This window comes from Gordonia aurantiaca, from assembly GCF_039939235.1.
In the GTDB taxonomy this organism is placed as follows: Bacteria; Actinomycetota; Actinomycetes; order Mycobacteriales; family Mycobacteriaceae; genus Gordonia.
On the sequence record NZ_JBDUUF010000011.1, the window covers coordinates 153,283 to 173,565 of the forward strand.

At 71.6% G+C, this 20,283-nt stretch carries 2 protein-coding genes; both read left to right on the plus strand.

Annotation, left to right across the window (positions count from 1 at the left end; genetic code table 11):
* Positions 1-332: 332 nt before the first annotated feature.
* Positions 333-8,612, plus strand: a complete 8,280-nt coding sequence (locus ABFT43_RS19420; RefSeq protein ID WP_347961925.1) for an amino acid adenylation domain-containing protein — start codon at positions 333-335, stop codon at positions 8,610-8,612.
* Positions 8,609-20,283: amino acid adenylation domain-containing protein (locus ABFT43_RS19425; protein ID WP_347961926.1), on the plus strand; the 11,675-nt coding region annotated here is incomplete at its 3' end. The genes ABFT43_RS19420 and ABFT43_RS19425, both read left to right, overlap by 4 nt.

A 20,283-nucleotide genomic window follows, 5' to 3' on the forward strand; every position in this document is an offset into this window, starting at 1 on the left:
CCCAATCTTGCCCCGCCGGGGATGCCCGATGCGACCGGGTCGGCGCCTGCGGGCCCTGTGTCGGTCGAACGACCTAATTCCGGCTCGCGGATAACAATCTGGAACGGACCACAGTGACCTGAGACAAGCAGAGTGACTGATGTGGTCCCACTGGTCCCAAGTCGGACATTGTGAATCTCGGATCGGCTTCGGCCTGCGGAATGGCCTGTAACACTTCCGATCTCAAAAGTGATGTGAAGCGTATGATTCGTGGCTGTTCGACGAACGCTTCGGGGGTGGAGTCAGCAGCGTCGTCGGACGCATATTTCGCCGAAACCACTGTCGGACCAAGCATGGTAGACAACGCAACCCGCAACGAAGCGGGCATCCCGTCGGTCGGGAACGGGTCAGGGCGCGGGGGAGAACACGGCGGCACGACGGATGTCGAGCTGCTCGAACTCACCGCCGCCCAGCGAGCCATGTGGTTCGCCGAGAGCCTCGACGAATCCCACTCGATCACGGTCGCCCACTATCTCGACATCGTCGACGACGGCCGCCCGTTCGATCGTGAGCTGTTCCGTCGCGGGGTCATCGAAGGGGCGCGCGATTTCGAGACCGCCTACACCCGGTTCACCGAGGTGGACGGCGTCCCGATGCAGTACGTGGACTTCTCTGCGCCGTTCGACGTCATCGAGGTCGACTTCCGCGGTGAACCCGACCCGATCCCGGCGGCGACCGCATGGATGCGCGCCGATCACCGGCGTCCGGTCGACCTCCGCGCGGGCCCCGTCGCGATCGGCGCGTTCCTCCGCGTCGCCGACAACCGGACCTTCTGGTACATGCGCGGGCATCACATCGCATTCGACGGCTATGGCGCCCTGATGTGCCTGCACGAGGCGGTTGCGCGCTACAACGCGGCGGTCTCCGGGGTCGATCATTCGGCACCGCGCCGGGCGACTCTGGCCGAGGTGGTGGCCGACGACGCGGCGTACCGGCAGAGCACCCGCTTCGAGAAGGACCGCGAGTTCTGGGCCGAGCGTGCGGCCGGCCTTCCCGAACGCGTCACGCTCGCAACCCATCCGGCGCTGACCGGTATGAACCACGACACCGTGGTCGCGGCGGGGATGCTCGACGCCGGTCTCGCGGCCGGGTTGCATCGATGTGCCCGCGAGCTCGACGCCTCGCCGGCCGCGGTTCTGACCGCGGCCTTCGCGGCATTTCTGGCCCGGATGTCCGGCGGCGACGACATCGTCCTGAGTCTTCCGGTCACGGCGCGGACCACCGCGCGCATCAAGAACTCCGTCGGCATGGTGTCGAACATGCTGCCGCTGCGGGTCGACGGCGTGGGCACCGCGAGCTGCCGCGACGTCGCCGGCGCCGTCACCGCCGAGATCACGGCCGGCCTGCGACATCAGCGCTACCGCTCCGAGGACATCCGTGCCGCGGCCGGATTCGGCGACACCGCCGGCACGGCCTTCGGCCCGTTGGTGAACCTTCTCTTCTTCGACCGGCCGATCACGGTCGAGGGCGCCCGGGTCGACTACCACGTCCTGTCCGCCGGGATCATCGAGGACCTGGCACTGAACGTCGTCGCCGCCGGTCCGCACGCACCCCTCGAGGTCGCACTGCACGCCAACAACGGGCTGTACGACGACCATGAGCTGCGAACCCACCGCCGGCGCCTGCTGCACGTGCTGGACCAGTTCGTGACCGATCCGGACCGGCCGGTGACCGATCTGGATCTGCTGCTGCCCGGCGAGTCGGGCACACTCCGGCAGTTCGGGGACGGCGGACCGGCGCACGGTGTCGCAGACGAACACGTGCTGGCACCTTTCCTGCGCCGGGTGGCCTCGACGCCGGACGCGCCGGCCCTGGTGGCCGGGCAGACGACGATGACCTACTTCGAGACCGCGCGCGCCATCGCGCGGATGGCTGACCTGCTGGCCTCCCGGGGTGTCACCACCGGGGACCGGGTAGTCGTCGCGCTCGACCGCTCGTGGGAACAGGTGTGCGCGATCCACGCGGTCATGGCGCTCGGCGCCGCGTACGTCCCGGTCGACCCGAGCGAACCCGAGCACCGGCGCTCCGCGGTGACCGGGATCGTGACCCCGAGGTTCGCGATAGACGCGGAGTTCGTCGAGGCGTACCGCGCGGGGGCGTCCGGGGCGCTCGGCGCGGGGTCGTCCGGGGCGCTCGGCGCGGGGTCGTCCGGGGCGCTCGGCGCCGGGTCGGGCCGCCCGGCCGGCATGGACGACGTGCGCGCCGTGGTGACCGCCCTCGGCGATCGGATGTCGGGGGGTGCGCTCCTGCCGCACCAGCCCGCGTACATCATCTTCACGTCGGGATCGACGGGCGTGCCCAAGGGGGTCGAGATCGATCACGCCGCCCTCGGCCACCGCCTGGCGTGGATGCAGCGCGACCACCCCCTCACCGACTCCGACGCGGTGCTGTACAAGACCCCGGCCACCTTCGACGTCTCCGTGTGGGAGCTGTTGTGGCCCTTGCGGACCGGCGCCCGCATGGTGATCGCCGAACCCGGTGGCCACCGGGACCCCGAGTACCTACGCGTGCTGATCGCCTCCGCCGGTGTCACGGTGCTGCACTTCGTGCCGTCGATGCTCGACGCCTACCTCGACGTCGTGACCCGGTCCGGCGACGAGACCGCGACCGCGCTGCCCGATTCCGTGCGCCGCGTGTTCACCTCCGGGGAGGCGCTGTCCGCGCAGCTCGCCCGACGACTGCTGCGTGGGTCGAGCGCGGAACTGGTGAACCTCTACGGCCCCACCGAGGCGGCGATCGACGTCACCTCACACCGGGTGACGGCAGACGAGGACGTCGTCCCCATCGGCCGTCCGGTCGCCGGCACCTCGGTGCGCGTTCTCGACCGCCATCTGCGTCCGGTGCCGGTCGGCGTCGCCGGCGAACTGTGCCTCGTCGGACCGCAGCTCGCGATCGGCTACCACGCGGCGCCCGTCCAGACCGCGTCCCGCTTCGTCGCCGATCCGCTCGGTGCGGACGGTGCCCGGATGTACCGCACCGGGGACCTGGTGCGGTGGACCGCCGACGGCGAACTCGAATACCTCGGTCGCACCGACCACCAGGTCAAGATCCGCGGCCAGCGGGTCGAGCTGGGTGAGGTGGAGTCGACTCTCGCATCGATGCCCGGCGTCGAGGCCGTGGCGGTGCTCGCGCGACGTGATCTGGGGCCGGGTCCGGTGCTGGTGGCCTATCTCCGAACCCGTTCGGTCACCGGAGAATCAGCAGACGCCGCCGAGCGCCGGATCGACGCCGAGACCGTCCGCGCGTTCTGCCGGCGCCGCCTGCCCGGACACATGGTGCCGGTCGGGGTGGTGTTCGTCGAGTCGTTCCCGACCACCCGCTCAGGCAAACTCGACACCGCGGCACTGCCGGTCCCGGACCTGTCCGCTGATCGGGTGGAGTTCCGCCGGGCCCGCACGCCGGCGGAGAAGATCCTCGCCGGACTGGTCGCGGAGGCCCTCGGACGCGATGAGGTGAGTATCGCCGACAACCTGTTCTCACTCGGCGCCGACTCGTTGCTGGCCGCCCGCCTGGTGTCCCGCGCGCGCGTCGACCACGGCCTGTCCATCGCGCTCACCGATGTCTTCGACAGCCGTGACCTCGCCGATCTCGCGTCCCGCGCGACCCTCGTCGGCGACGCGACCGGCGCCGCACGCCTCGCGACACGTCCGAGGCCGGAACGAATCCCGTTGTCGCAGGCCCAGACCCGGCTGTGGTTCATCAACCGGATGGCGCCGGAGGATCCCAGCTACAACATGTCGGGCGCACTGCGGATGAACCACCCGGTCGATCCCGGGGTCCTGCACCGCGCGGTGGTCGACGTCCTCGACCGTCACGAGATCCTGCGCACCGTCTTCCCCGGCGCCGACGGCGAACCCGAGCAGCGCATCCTCGATACCGTGACGGCCGCCGACCGGCTCGCGGCCGAGCCGCTCCGCCTCTTCGGCCCGCTCGACGCGGCGATCGAGGCGATCACCGGAGCGGGCTTCGACCTCACCGAGGAGATCCCGTTCCGATACCGCCTCATCACCGGGGATCGCGGCGGAGACGTGGTGGTCCTCGTGCTGCACCACATCGCCGCCGACGGCCAGTCGTTGCGCCCGCTCCTGCACGACCTCATGACGGCGTATGACAGCCGCCGCGCCGGCCGCGATCCGCAGCTGCCGCCGCTGCCCCTGCAGTACGCCGACGTCGCGCTCGAACGGGCGGATACCCTGGGCCCGCCGGACCATCCGTCACCGGCACTGGAAGAGGGGCTCGACTTCTGGCGCACCGAACTCGAGGGTGCGCCCGAAGCCCTGCAGTTGCCCACCGACCGGCCCCGGCCCCGCGTGATCTCCAGTGCGGGAGACCATCTCGACATCGACCTTGATCCACAGCTCACCGCCGGAATCCGCGCGTTGGCCGCAGATCTGGGGGTCACGCCATTCGCGGTCTTCCAGTCCGCGCTGGCACTGACCCTCGGCCGGCTCGCCGCGACCGACGACGTCAGCATCGGCACCGCGGTCGCCGGACGCGACGACCCGGCGGTCCTCGACCTCGTCGGGATGTTCGTGAACACCGTGGTCCTGCGCACCCGCCTGCGACCGGCCGAGACCGTCCGCGACCTCGTCACCGGCTCCCATCGCCGGTGCGCCCGCGCGATGAGCCACGCCGACGTCCCCTTCGAGCGCGTGGTCGACGCCGTCGCACCCCAGCGCTCGCCGTCGCACTCGCCGCTGTTCCAGGTCGCGCTCACCGTGCAACCCGATCAGCTCGCCGAGCTCTCACGCTGGGCGGGATCGGCGGAGATCCTCGACGCCCGGATACCCGCCGCCAAGTACGACGTCACCGTTTCGGTGACCGAGCGCGCCGACGACTACGCCGTCGAATTCTCCTACGCCACCGACCTGTTCGACCCGAATACGGTCCGCTCGATGGCCGACCGGCTCCGTAGGGTGCTGTCGCAGATGGTGTCCGGACCCGACCGGGTGCTGGCCTCGATCGACGTCGTCGAACCGGAGGTGCTCCGCGAGGTCGCCGTGCCCCGCACCGGTCGCGTGCCGGAGGCGACCCTGCCCGAACTGCTCGCTCGGGGCTTCACGCTCGCGGACCCGACCACGACCGCGCTGAGCACCGAAGAGGACGTGCTGACCTGGGCAGACCTCGCGGCGGCGGCCAATCAGATCGCACGCGCCGTCGCCGCCCGCGGTCTGGGCCCCGGCGACGTCGTCGCGGTGTGCATGCCGCGTTCGTCGCTGATGGTGCTGACGATCCTCGGCATCGCGATGAGTGGCGCCGCGTTCGCCGTGCTCGATCCGCGGCTGCCCGCGGCGCGACGCGCCTCGATGTTGTCCGATTGCGATGCCGCACTGCTGATCACGGTCGGAACAGTGATCGGCGACGACCGCGACGCCGGTGGCGACGGGGCAGTGTCCGGTGCGGGGGAGAACGGTTCGGTCGAGCAGTGGGTGCTCGACGACCTCGAGGTCGAACTGAACATCGTCGGCAGCGGCGCCCATGCACTCACCGACGCCGACCGCACCCGTCCGCTGCTCGTCGACGACGCCGCCTACCTGCAATTCACCTCCGGGTCCACCGGTCGTCCGAAGGCGGTGGTCGTCACCCACGCGGGCCTTGCCGAACTCGTCGCCGAACAGCACGAGATCCTCGGGGTCACCCCGCGGTCGCGCGTCCTGCAGCTCGCCGCACCGGGATTCGACGTGGTGGTCTACGAGATCCTCCTCGCCGTGTGCGCGGGCGCCGAACTCGTGGTGGCTCCGCCCGACGTGTTCGCCGGCCCCGATCTGGAGTCACTCATGATCCGGCGCCGGGTGACCCACGCGGTCGCGACGCCCACCGCGCTGGCCACCGTCGACCCCGAGCGTCTCACCGGCCTCGAGGTGATGGTGACCGCCGGTGAGGAGTGCCCGGCAGAACTCGCCGCCCGGTGGGACGAGGTAGGTCACCCATTGGTGAACTGCTACGGCCCCGCGGAGACGACGGTGTGGGTCACCGCGTCGGAGCCTGTGCGCGCCGGACGGCCGGTCACCATCGGCCGACCCATCTCCGGCATCGGCGCGAGGGTGCTCGACATGAACCTGCGGCCGGTTCCCGCGGGCGTCGTCGGCGAACTGTATCTGGCGGGCCGCGCGCTCGGACGTGGCTATCACGGACGGCCGGATCTGTCCGCGAGCCGGTTCGTGGCCGATCCGTTCGACGTCGGCGCGCGGATGTACCGCACCGGCGATCTCGTGTCGGTGACTCCGAACGGCGAGCTGATCTATCACGGGCGCAACGACTTCCAGATCAAGATCCGCGGCATGCGGGTCGAACCGGGTGAGGTCGACGCGGTGCTCGTCGAGCATCCCGACGTCGAGAACGCGGTCACGGTCGGGGTGTCGACACCCAACGGAGACACCGTGCTCGTGTCGTACGTGACCGGCGTGCCGGGACGCGCCCCGGCGCCCGAACAGATCGTCGACCACGCGGTGGCTCATCTACCGACCCACATGGTCCCGAGCACCGTCCGAGTGCTCGACGAGCTGCCGGTCACCCGCACCGGCAAGATCGACCGGCGCGCCCTGCCGACGGTCGACATCTCGCCGGCCCGCGAATATGTGGCCCCCCGAAGCAGGCTCGAGGCCGCGGTGGCGCAGATCTTCGCCGAGGTCCTCGGTCTCCGGACCGTCAGCGTGCACGACGGCTTCTTCGAACTCGGCGGCAGCTCGTTGTCGGCGACCAAGGTGACGCACCGCCTCGAGCAGCACATCGACCGGCGGGTACCGCTGTCGCTGCTCTTCGAGAACCCGACGGTGGCGAGTTTCGTCGCGGCCCTCAACAGCGTCGACGCCACCGGCACCGGGCGGATGCTGACGCCCCGCGACCGCTCCCAGATCGTCGAACTGACCGGCACGCAGCGCGGGTTGTGGGCGCTCAACCAGATCGATCCGTCGTCGTCGGCCTACAACGTGGGTCTCACCCTCGAACTCGACGGTCCGCTGGACATCCCGGCGCTCGTCGGCGCACTCGGGGACGTCATCGTGCGGCACGAGTCGCTGCGCACGCGGTATCCGCTGCACGAGGGGACCCCGGTGCAGCTCATCGTGCCGCCGGCGACGGCGGTCCGCGACTTCCACGTACCGGTCGTCGACACCACCGAAGACCTCGTCGACGCCGAGATCGCCAAGGTGGTCGAACCGGGATTCGACCTGACCGGATCCGTGGCGACCCGGGCCGCCATCCTGCGCCTCGCCGCCGACCGGCACGTGCTGGTCTTCGCGGTGCACCACATCAACGCCGACGGGGGGTCGCTGTGGCCGCTGGCACGCGACCTCACCACCGCCTACCGTGCCCGGATCACCGGGGAGACCGGCCGCTGGTCCCGGATGGTCGAGCGGACACGGGTGCAGTTCGCCGACTATGCGCTCTGGCGGGCCGAACGGCTGTCGGCCCGACGCCCCGACGGCAACACCGAGGAGCGGCACCAGCTGACCTACTGGGAACGGCGACTCGGGACCGTCCGCGAACCCGCGTCGATCCCGACCGACCGGCCACGCCCGGCCCAGCCGCGCCATGTCGGCGGCCTCACCGGGTGGGCGGTGCCGCCGGAGGCCGCCGGAGTCCTGAATCACCTGGCGCGCGTGCACAACACGACCCAGTTCGTGGTCCTGCACGCGGCGCTCGCGGTGCTCGTCGCACGCCTGTCCGGTCGGGACGACATCGTGATCGGCACCCCGTATGCCGGGCGCGACGACCCGGCGCTGTCCGACATGGTCGGCATGCTCGTGACCACGGTGCCGCTGCGCACCCACGTCCGGATCGACGAACCCTTCGACGAGTTGCTGCGTCGGGTACGTACCGAGGACATCGCCGACCTCGCGCACGCCGAGGTGGCGTTCGAGCAGATCGTCGAACATCTCGCCCGAGCAGGCGTCGGCCCTGCACGCCGGGGAGAGCAGAATCCCTTGTTCTCGGTGATGCTCTCGTACCAGAACCTCGAGCTCCCCGATCTGCGGCTCGACGGTCTCACCGTCCGGGTGCGGCCGCCGGCCACGTTCCCGGCGAAGGTCGACCTCGAGATCATGGTTTACCCGACGGATCTCGACGGGGTGGATCGGGACGGTGCGCTCGGCGGCCAGATCGCCTACGACACCGACCTGTTCGACGCCGCAGGGGCCGAGCGGCTCGCGCACCGGTACGAGGCACTGCTCTCCGACATCGCCGCCCATCCGTCCACACCGGTGGGAGACCTGACGATCTGGTCCGCCGACGAGTCCGCCGGGGCGTCCGGGACGGAACCCGACCACCGACCGCTGCACGAACTCGTGTCGCAGGTGGCGGCGAGCAGCCCGGAGACGGAGATAGGCATCCCGGGCGCCGCGGCGATCACGTTCGCCGACCTGGAGGCGACCTCGGTCGCGATGGCGATCTCGATGCCCGACGCGGATCCCGGGGAAGCGCTCGCGGTGGCGGTCACGACCCTGCTCGCCGACGCCGACCGGACCCTCGACGAGGTTCTCGCCTGTATCCGGGACTCTGCCGTGCGCGTCCTGCAATCACCGGTCCCGGACTCCGCCGACGGCGGCACACGCAACCGGGTGGAACCCGCGTGACGTCGGGTACCTCGGTTCCGCGCAACGTTCCGGGGCGCACCTCGGCGGGACCGATCTCCCAACCGTCCGCGCTCCGCCGCCTCGCCCTCGCGGCGGCGCACGCCCCGGAGGCCGAGGCGATGACGGGCGCCGCCGGACCGGTGACCTTCCGTGATCTCCACCGCCGGGCCGCCGCCGCGGCGACGACCCTCGCGGACCGGGGCGTCGATCCCGGTACCGCGGTGCGCGCGACGGTGACCGCACTGCTGCCGCGGACCGGCGGTGCTCCGGCCGCGCTCGCCGCCGCCGCGCGGACCGTCCTCACCGACCTCGACCGACGCATCGACGACATCCTCGGCACCGGCGACCTCGAGTCGCTGCCGGGCCTGTTCCGGGTGGCGGCGCGCCGTCGCGGGGACGCGATCGCACTGACCGACCTCGGCGGGACCGCGATCTCCTATCGGGACCTCGACGCGCGCACCGATCGTCTCGCCCGTGCGCTCGCCGCCGCCGGCGCCGCCCCGGAAACACTTGTCGGCGTGGCGATGCCGCGCACCGCGGACCTCGTCGTCGCGCTCCTCGCGGTCCTCAAGACCGGCGCGTCCTACCTGCCGCTGGACCGCACCCACCCGGTCACGCGCCTGCGTACCATCCTCGACGACGCGGAGCCGGTCCTCATCCTCGCCGACGCCGAGACGGTGGACACCTGGTCCGCGTCGTCGGAGATCTCCGCCCGCACCCTGACCGCCGACGACCTGCTCGCGTGGGCCGAGGACCGGCCGGCGCCTCCGCTCCCGGATCGGGTCCATCCCCGTGGCGCCGCCTACGTCATGTACACCTCCGGCTCGACGGGCGTCCCCAAGGGCGTCGTGGTCACCCACGACAACGTGGTGTCGCTGCTCGTCGCGCTCGACATCCTCGTCGACAGCACCTACGACGACGTCTGGTCGATGTTCCACTCGTACGCCTTCGACGTCTCGGTGGGGGAGATCTGGGCCGCGCTCGTCGCCGGTGGACGACTCGTGGTCCTCGACCACGCGACCACCCGCGCACCCGACGACGTGGTCGACGTGTTCGCTCGCGAGGGTGTCACGATCGCCAATTTCACACCGTCGTCGTTCTATCAGTTCGCGGCCGCGGTGCGTCCGCCGCACGGTCGAGCGCTTCCGGAACGCCTTCGGCGACTGCACTTCTCAGGCGAGCTGCTCGACTACGAGCACGTCCGGAAGTGGCAGGCCGACCGCGCAGCGGACGGGTCGCCGACGCGCCCGGGCGCCGACGTCCCGGGGCCCCAGCTGAACAACATGTACGGGCCGACGGAGACGACTGTCTACATGACGCGGCGTGAACTCACCCGTGGATTCGTCTATGCCGCAACGGCATCCGACATCGGCACACCGCTGCTCGGGTCCCGGGTGCACGTGCTCGACGCACGACTCGCGCCGGTGCCCGACGGAGTCCCCGGCGAACTGTACGTGTCCGGCCTGCAGGTCACCCGAGGGTTCCTCAACCGGCATGGCCAGACCGCCACCCGCTATGTGGCGGACCCGTTCGGCCCGCCCGGCTCCCGCATGTACCGCACCGGCGACATCGGCATCGTCCGCAACGGATCGATCGAGTTCGTCGGCCGTCGGGACGGGCAGGTCAAGCTGCGTGGATTCCGCATCGAACTCGGCGAGGTCGAGTCCGCGATGTCCGCCCTCGACGGCGTCGACGCCGCCGGAGCGGCCATCCGCATGCGCGGCGACACCGAGCACCTCGTCGGCTACCTCGTGCCCACCGTGGCCCACCGACTCCCGGACGATGCGACCCTGCGTTCGCGACTCGCGCAAGCGCTGCCGGAGTACATGGTCCCGACGCTGTTCGTCACCCTCGACGCACTGCCGCTGACGGTCAACGGCAAGCTCGACCGGGACCGGCTGCCCGTCCCGGACGTCGTCGAGGACGCCCCGGCGGACGTGCCGCCCGCGACCCCCACCGAGGCCACCCTCGCCGGGATCGTCGGCGAGATACTCGGCATCGACGAGATCGGGGTCACCGCCTCCCTGTTCGACCTCGGCGGCAACTCGCTGACCGCAGCCCGCGTCGCCGCACGCGCCGCGGAGATCTTCGACACCGCGGTCTCCGCGCGCGACCTCTTCTCCGACCCGACCGTGCGCGGCCTCGCCGCGATCATCGACCGACGCCTCGCCGGGGCGGACGCGGAGGAGGCGACACGGCGCCGGCCGCCGCTGCGCCCCGTCGATCGCAACGGACCGCTGCCGCTCTCACCGGCACAGCGGCGCATCTGGTTCCTCGAGAAGCTCGATCCCGGGGGTGCGGCCTACCTGATCCCGGCGGTCCTGCGCCTGCGTGAGAAGCCCGACGCCCCCGGCGCACTCGATCCCGGGGCCGTCGCCACGGCCCTCGACGATCTGATCGCCCGCCACGAGACGCTCCGCACCCGGTTCGTGGCCGACGACGGGGTCCCCGAACAGGTCATCGACCCGCCCGGCAGCGGCGTGCGCCACGACGTGCGGGTGGACCCGCCCGTCGACCTGCGTGCGTCCGGCGAGTCCACCGTTGCGAGCGCCGTCACCGACATCGTCACGCGCGGTTTCGATCTCGAACGACAGTCGCCGGTCCGCGCCCGCCTGATCCGGATCGCCGACGACGAGTGGCTCCTGGTCATGGTCATCCACCACATCATCGGCGACGGCGGGTCGCTCGGGCCCCTCATCACCGACTTCGTGCGCGCCCACCAGGCGCGGGTGGAGGGGCACGCACCGGACTGGGAGCCCCTGCCGGTCCAGTACGTCGACTACGCGGTCCGGCATCACGAGGTCCTCGGCGATCCCGCCGACCCGGACACGCTCGCCGCGCGCCAGATCGACTGGTGGAAGGCGCAACTGGCCGGTGCGCCGGAGCTGATCGAACTACCGCTCGACCGTCCGCGAGACGCGGTCCGCGACGATCGCGGTGCCGAACTGTCCACGATGATCGACGGGGAGACCTGGGCGCGCCTGCGCGACCTCGCCGACCGGCACGGCGCCACGATGTTCATGTGCGTCCACGCGCTGCTCGCGGTCACGCTCCTGCGGTCCGGAGCGGGCGACGACGTCGTCATCGGCACGCCGGTGGACGGCCGGGGGGAACGCGACCTCGACGGCCTCATCGGCATGTTCGTCAACACCCTCGCGCTCCGCACCCGGTTACGGCGCGACGCCGGGTTCGTCACCGCCCTCGAGACATGCCGGGACGTCGACGTCGAGGCCCTCGACCACGCCGACCTCCCCTTCGAGACGGTCGTCGAGGAGATCGTCACCGCCCGCAGCACCGCACACCCGCCGCTCTTCCAGGTCGCCCTGGCCTTCCAGAACACCGACCGGCCGACGGTCGAACTGCCGGGACTCGTCGTCGCCGAACTCGAGACGCCGGTCACCACCGCCAAGACCGACCTGCAGGTGACCGTCATCGACCCGCCGGGACGCCCACGCGACGCCGACACCGCAGTGGTGATCACCTATGCGACAGCGCTGTTCGACACCCCCACGGTCGAAGCCCTCGCGCAGCGGATGGTGGGCATCGCGCGGGCCGTCGTGGACGCGCCGGCCACCCCGATCGGGGATCTGCCGACCGGACCGGCCGACGCGGAACACGCGGTCATGACGGCACCCGCACTGGCGCGGGACCCCCGTACCCTGCCGGACCTGCTCCGGGATGCGGTGTCTCGGCACCCCGACAACACCGCGGTGACCGACGGGCTGCGCGCCCTGACCTACGCCGAACTCGACGAGGCGTCGAGTCGGGTGGCCGCCGCGCTGCGCCGGCGCGGGGCGGGGCCGGGCAGCGTCGTCGCCCTGGCTGCACCGCGCTCGGTCGACGCGGTGATCGGTTTCTGGGCGATCGCGCGCACGGGTGCCGGGATCGGGCTCGTCGATCCCGCCCAACCGGCCGAACGCATCCGGTACATGGTCGACACACTGGGCGCGACCGTCGGACTAGTCGCCCGGGAGGACGCGCCGGCCGAGGTGGATTCCGTCTCCTGGTTCGGGATCGACGACCTGCTCACGCCACCGGAGTCGGCCGAACCGACGGTCGGCGCGCGCTCACCCTCGATCCGGGTTGACGACACCGCCTACGTCATCTTCACCTCGGGATCCACCGGACTGCCGAAGGGGGTGGCCGTCACGCACCGCGGACTCGCCGACCTGGTCACCGACGCAGGTGCGAGGTTCCGGCTATCCCCGCGGTCTCGCGTACTCCGGTTCGCCGCACCGGGATTCGACGCATCGGTCTTCGAGACGCTCGTCGCGGTGGCCGAGGCCTCCACCCTCGTCGTGGTGCCTCCCGGGATCACCGGCGGACAGGAGCTCGCGGCGATCCTCGTCGACGAGGCGGTCACGCACGCCACCATCACCCCGACCGCGCTGGCCACCGTCCCCGCCGCGGCCTACCCCGACCTCGAGGTCGTCTGCGTGGCGGGAGACACCTGCTCGCCGGAGCTCGTCCGCACATGGGCGGCCGGGCGCACGATGCTCAACCTGTACGGCCCGACCGAGGCGACCATCTGGTCGACCGCATCCGAGCCGTTGCGCCCGGACGCGCCGGTCACCATCGGCGGCCCGATAGCCGGTGTCACGGTGGCCGTGCTCGATCCGCGCCTGCACCCGGTTCCACCCGGCGTCGCCGGTGAGCTGTATCTGCTCGGGCCGGCCGTCGCCGTGGGCTACCTCGGGCAACCGGGTCTGACCGCCGAACGATTCGTGGCCGCGCCGTTCGGAGCGCCGGGGGAGCGGATGTACCGCACCGGAGACCTGGCCCGGCCCCGTCTGTGCAACGGACGATGGGATCTCGAGTTCCTCGGACGCACCGACTTCCAGGTCAAGATCCGCGGCTTCCGCATCGAACTCGGCGAGATCGACACGGTGTTGACCGGGCATCCCGCGGTGGACTTCGCGACCAGCGCCGGGATCACCCACCCGACGTCGGGCGAGACCGTTCTCGTCGCCTGGGTGCGCGGCGTCGACGGAACTGCGCCCGACCCACGAGAACTCGCCGCCCACGCGGCGCGGCATCTGCCGGCGCACATGGTGCCGACGGCGATCGTGCCGATCGAGGAGATCCCGCTCGCCGCGACCGGGAAGCTCGACCGCGCCGCCCTGCCCCGCCCCGAGTTCACCGGCGCCGAGTACGTCGAACCGCGTACCGACACCGAACGCGCGGTCGCCGCCGTCTACGCCGAGGTCCTCGGCCTGACCGGGGACGGGCCCGGCGTCTCGGCTCTCGACTCGTTCTTCGACCTCGGCGGCACCTCGCTGTCGGCCACCCGGGTCGCAGCGAGGATCGGCGCGCGACTCGGTGTGGACCTCGGCGTCCGGACCCTGTTCGACGCCCCGACGGTCGAGGCCCTCGCGGACGCGCTCGACGCCGCCGGGAACGTCTCCACCCCAGCGGGTCCCGCGCTCGCCGCGCAGGACCGTCCCGCGCGCATCCCGCTGTCGTACGCGCAGCGTCGGATGTGGTTCCTCAACCAGTACGAGCCGGAGTCGGCCGCCTACGTGATCCCCATCGTCGTGCGCCTGCACGGCCGGGTCGACGTCGACGCGATGCACGCGGCGATCAACGACGTCGTCGAGCGGCACGAGGTGTTGCGGACGATTCATCCGGCCGATACCGGGCAGGACGGTCCGGCCGAGCCGTACCAGCTCATCCTCGACCCGCATCCCGACCTGGTCCCGTTGGGGCACACCACGATCGCCGGGATGCCCGACGACGTGCTCGACGAGGAGATCGTCACCACCATCTCGACGCCGTTCGACGTCACGCGCGACCTCCCGATTCGCGCGCGGGTGCTCACCACCTCCGACACCGAGCACGTCCTCGTGATCGGACTGCACCACATCGCCGCCGACGGCGAATCCGCCCCGGTCCTGGCCCGCGAACTCGCCGAGGCATACGGTGCCCGAAGGTCGGGGCGGGCGCCGGACTGGTCGCCGCTGCCACTGCAATACGCCGACTACGCCCTGTGGCAACGCGCCCGACTCGGCGAGCCGGCCGACCCGTCGTCGGAGATGGCGCGCCAGCTGTCGTACTGGGTAGACACCCTGCGGGGTCTCCCGGACGTGTTGCCGCTGCCGTTCGACCACCCGCGCGGGCCGGTCCCGGATTCACGGGCCGCGACCACACGATGGTCGCTGCCCGCCCCGGTGGTGGGTCAATTGCGCCGCCGCGCGGCAGACCGGCGCGCGACCCTGTTCATGGTCGTCCACGCCGCCGTCGCCGCCACCCTGTCCAGAGTGACCGGGACCGCCGAGATCGCCGTCGCCACGCCGGTCGCAGGCCGCGGCCGAGCCGAACTCGACGAGCTCGTCGGCATGTTCGTCAACACCCTCGTCCTGCGCGTCGACATCGACCCGCACCTGACCGCCGCCGCGCTCCTCGACCGGGTGACCTCGGCCGACCTCGCCGCCTTCGACCACGCCGACGTCCCGTTCGAGCGCGTCGTCGACGCCGTCGACCCGCCGCGGTTGGACAACGCCGAACCCCTGGCCCAGGTGATGCTCGTCCACACGACCGGCGCCGCCTCGCTCACCACCCGCGCGGCGATGGGCGATCTCGGTGCCGAGTTCGTCGAATTCGACGACACCACAGCGAAGTTCGACCTCACCATCGGGGTTCGGGAGGAACCCGACGGAGCGCTGACGGGAACGGTCACCTACGCCGAGGCGTTGTTCGAGGCGGCCACCGCCGAGACCCTCGCCGCCGCGCTGGTGTCCATCCTGGCCGCCATCGCCGCCGACCCCGACATCCCGGTCGCCGACATCCCGATCCTCACCGGCACGGAGGCGGGGATCCAGCGCCGCCTCGCCACCGGCCGGTCCGTGCAGTTGCCCCCCGAGACACTGGCCGACGCGATCCTCACCGGACGGCAGGTCGCACCGGACGCCGTCGCGATCCGTAGTGGGGACCGGTCGCTGAGCCACCGGGAGTTCGCCGCACGCGTCGCGGTGCTCGCCCGCGCGCTCGTGGCGGCCGGCGCCGGTCCGGAGAACGGCGTCGTCGTCTGCATCCCGCGATCGGTGGAGCTCGTCCTCGCGATCCACGCCGTCGTCGCCGCCGGCGCACAGTACGTCCCGGTCGCCCCGGGGACCCCGGCAGACCGCGTGCGGCACATGCTCGACACCGCGGCCGCGACGATCGGGATGGTCGCCGCCGACGCCGGTGCAGGCGGTGTCGCCGACTCGGTCGCGGGCCTCGTCGACCGCGTGCTGATCGTGGACTCCACCGGTCCGGTCGACCTCGACACACCGTCCGTGACCGACTCCGACCGTCGTGCGCCACTGCGGCCCGACAACGCCGCCTACACGCTGTTCACCTCGGGTTCGACCGGACGTCCCAAGGGCGTGACCGTGAGTCACCGCGCAGTCCTCAACCGATTGCGCTGGGGCATCGACGAATTCGGAATCGGGCCCGACGACGCGGTGATGCTCAAGACCCCGGTCACCTTTGACGTCTCGGTGCCCGAACTCTTCACCCCGTTCCTCACCGGTGCGCGATTGGTGGTCGCGGACGACGACGCGCACCTCGACCCGCACGCGCTTGCGCACCTCATCGACGCCGAGCACGTGACCACGGTGCACTTCGTCCCGTCGCTGCTCGCCGTCTTCGTCGAGACGCTCCGGGACACACCGGCGGCCGGTCGCGCGCTGCCGAGCCTGCGGCACCTGTACTGCTCGGGCGAGGCATTGCCCCCGGCGACGGTCGACGCCGTGCGCGAGACGCTGCCGCATGTGCGGGTACACAACCTGTTCGGCCCCACCGAGGCGGCGGTCGAGGTCACGTCGGCCACCCTTGACGGGAGTCGGGACATCGTGCCGATCGGACGTCCGGTGTGGAACACCGAGACCCATGTCCTCGATGCCCGGTTGCGTCCGGTGCCGGCCGGTGTCGTCGGCGAGCTCTACCTCGGCGGCGTGCAGGTCGCGCGCGGGTACGCCGGGCGCAGCGACCTCACCGCGGAGCGGTTCATCGCCGATCCGTACGGCCACGGCACCCGGCTCTACCGCACCGGCGATCTGGTCCGCCGGAATCGGGACGGCGAGTTGGAGTACCGGGGTCGCAGCGACTTCCAGGTCAAACTGCGCGGCCAGCGGATCGAACCCGGTGAGATCGAGGCGGTCCTCGCCGGGGTGGACGGCGTCCGGCAGGCCGCCGTCTCGCTGGTCCGCGCGCCGGGCGGCGCCGACCATCTCGTCGGCTACCTCATCGGACCCGACGCGGAGAAGGCACTCGAGCGTGCACGGCAGGCGGTGACCGACGCGCTGCCCGCCTACATGCGCCCCTCGCTGTGGGTGACCCTCACGCAAGCGCCGCTGAGCAGCGCCGGCAAGCTCGACCGGAGGTCGCTGCCCGCACCGCGTTTCGACACGCTCGGACCGCACGACGCCGACGCCGCGCCGGCCACCGAGGCCGAGCGCGTGGTCGCCGAGATCGTGGCCGCGGTCCTCGGCACGGAGCAGGTGTCGATGACCGAGTCGTTCTTCGCCCTCGGCGGCGACTCCATCGCGTCGATCCGGCTGACCTCCATGCTGCGCGCCGCCGGGTTCACCCTCACCCCGCGAGACGTCTTCGCCGCCGGGTCGATCCGCGACCTCGCCGCCCTTGCCCACCACGAACCGGCCGCCGTCCTAGATGAAATGCCCGGCGGCGGCACCGGAGCAGTCGCCCTCACCCCGGGCGTCTCGTGGATGCTCGACCTCGCCGACGATCCCGAGCACATCGCGGATTTCTCCCAGGCCACGGTGCTCACCCTGCCCGCCGACGTCGACGAGAGCGGCCTGCGCGCGGTGATCCGCGCGCTCGCCGCCGCGCACCCGATGCTCACCGCCACGCTGCGCGTCGATGCGGACGGCAACGCCACGGTCACCGCCGCCGACGGGAATCCCGACGACGTCACGGTCGCAATCGTGGAACGAACCCTCAGCGCCGGGATCACGGACACCGATCTCGACGACGCGGTGCGCGATGCGCATCGCCGTGCGCTCGCCGCGATGTCTCCCGCCGACGGTCGCCTCGTCGCCGCGGTGGGTGTGCGCCTCACGTCCGGGCCGCACACCGCCTCGCCCCACACCGTCGGACGCCTGGTCCTCGCCGTCCATCACCTGGGTGTGGACGCGGTGTCGTGGCCGACGATCATCTCCGGCCTCGGGCGCGCCTGGTGGCAACACCGCAGCGGTGACGAACCGCGCCTGGCCGCCACCGGAACGTCGTTCCGCCGATGGGCCGGGGTCCTCGCCGGACTGGCCGGTCGCGAAGAAGAGATCGACTGGTGGAGAGAACAACTCGGCGCCGTCCGGGAGGACGTGCGGGACCGCGGGCGCGACACCTTCGCGACGACGGTGTCGCACACCCACACGGTCGGCGCCACCCACACCGAGGCGGTGCTCGGGCGCGTCACGGAGGCCTTCGGCGCCCGCGCCGACACCGTCCTCGCCGCCGCGGTCGTCGCCGCCATCGCAGCCGGGCCGAGCCGCAACCGTCTCGGATTCACCGCGGACGCCGTCTCGCTGCTCATGGAGAACCACGGACGCGAGGAACACATCGCCCCGGGCGCCGACCTCAGCGAGACCGTCGGATGGTTCACCTCGTTCGTTCCCGTTGCCGTCGACGTGAGCGCGGAGGGCGAGGTGAACGGACGCGAACTCACCCGTGTCGTGAAGGCGCTGAAGGACCGACAGGCGCGCACGCCCGACAACGGCATCGCCTTCGGACCCCTCCGCTGGATGCGGGACTCCTCGCCGCTGGCCGGGGTGCCGCTGCCGCCCGTCACCGTCAACTATCTCGGCGCACTCACGGCGCACGGTGATGAGTCCGGCCACGGCGCAACCGAATTCCTGCCCGTCGCCGATGCGCCGTTCCTGCCGCCCTCGGTGCGCGGCGACATGGTCGCGCCCGCCGCGCTCACCGTCACCGTCGGCACCGTGGCGACGCCGCACGGACGCCGGCTGCGGCTCGGGCTCACCGCACCGGAGGCGATCCTGTCGGGGGCCGATCTCGCCGCGCTCGCCGTCCGGTGGGAGACCGCCCTCACCGCACTGGTCGGGCTCGTCGACGCACTCGGCGATCCCGGCCCCAGCGAGACCGACGTCATCGGCGGCGGACTGACCCAGCCGGAGATCGACACCCTCGTCGACCGTTACTGTGCACACCTCACCGGGAGGCCGCGCCCGGCGGTGACGATCTGGCCCGCGACACCGCTGCAGCAGGGACTGTTCTACGAAGCCGAACGTGCGGCCGCGAGCACGGCAGGTGACCCCTATGTCACCCAGTCGGTCATCGAGTTCGCCGGCGACCACGACCCCGAGGCGCTGCTACCCGCGGTCCGGGAGCTCCTCGTGCGCCAACGGGTCCTGCGGTCGGCCTTCACCCGCACCGCGTCCGGCACGCCGGTGGTGGTCATCCCGCCCGCCGATCACCCGGCGGTCGCCGATCCCGACTTCCGCGGTGTCGATCTGACGGGCGAGGGACCCGAGGCCGCCGCCGACCGGGTCGCCGAACTCGCCGAACAGGACCGGACCAGGCCTTTCGACCTGGCACAGCCACGACAGATCCGCTTCACCGCCGTCTCCCACCGCGGCGCCCACGGTCCCGCGTACACCCTCGTGATCACGGCGCACCACATCATCCTCGACGGATGGTCCGGACCGATCGTCGTCGCCGACCTGCTCGCCGCCCACCTCGGTCGACCGGCGATCACGCCCGCCTCGGACATGGAGTCCTACCTCGCGTGGCTCGACGCCCGCGACCGAGACGCCGCACACGCCGCGTGGCGCGCCGAACTCGCCGACGTCTCACCCACACTCGTCGCACCCCACCACTCGGCACGTGCCGAACCGGGGGAGCGCCGGCCCCACGAGACCATCATCCAAATCGATGCCGCCACCCGCGATGCACTGGAGCGACGGGTCCGGGAACTCGGCAGCACCATGGGCACCGTCCTGCACGCCGCATGGGCGATCGTCCTGTCACGGCTCACCGGTGAACAGCGCGTCGTCTTCGGCGAGACCGTGTCGGGCCGACCCGCCGACCTCGACGGCGCAGACACCATGATCGGCCTGTTCATCAACACCGTGCCGGTGATCGCCGACGTCGAGGCGGCGACGCCCCTGGCCGACCTCGTCACCACCCTCCATCGCGCACGGGGTCGTCTCGTCGACCATCAGTACCTCGGTCTCGGCGAGATCATCGGCGAGACAAGGCATTCCGCGCTCTTCGACACCCTTGTCGTCTACGAGTCGTACCCGGTCGACGCCGCCGCGGTGATGGACGGATCCCGGAACTCCGGCCTGGAGATCCGCGGCGTCGCCACCTCCGACGCCACCCACTACCCGCTCGCGCTCATCGCGTCGCCCGCCGGCGATGAACTGTCCCTCGTCGTCAAGGCCGACCTCACCGCGATCGACGCCGCGGTCGTCGACGTGGTCGGTGAGACGCTGCGCGCCATCCTCGACGCCGTCGCCGACGACCCCACCACGCCGGTCGCCGCCCTCGATCCGATGCCCGCCACGATGCGCGGCACGGTCGAGGCATGGTCGCGTGGTGAGGTTGTGGGTTTTGGTTGGGGTGGGTGTTCGGTGGGTTCGTTGGTGGCTGGGTGTGTGGGTGTGTCGTGGGGTTCGGTGGCGGTGTGGTGTGGGGATCGGGTGGTGTC

Bases quoted from the DNA above. Each gene is read 5' to 3' on its own strand.
- ABFT43_RS19420 (WP_347961925.1), top strand. From the start codon at position 333: ATGGTAGACAACGCAACCCGCAACGAAGCGGGCATCCCGTCGGTCGGG.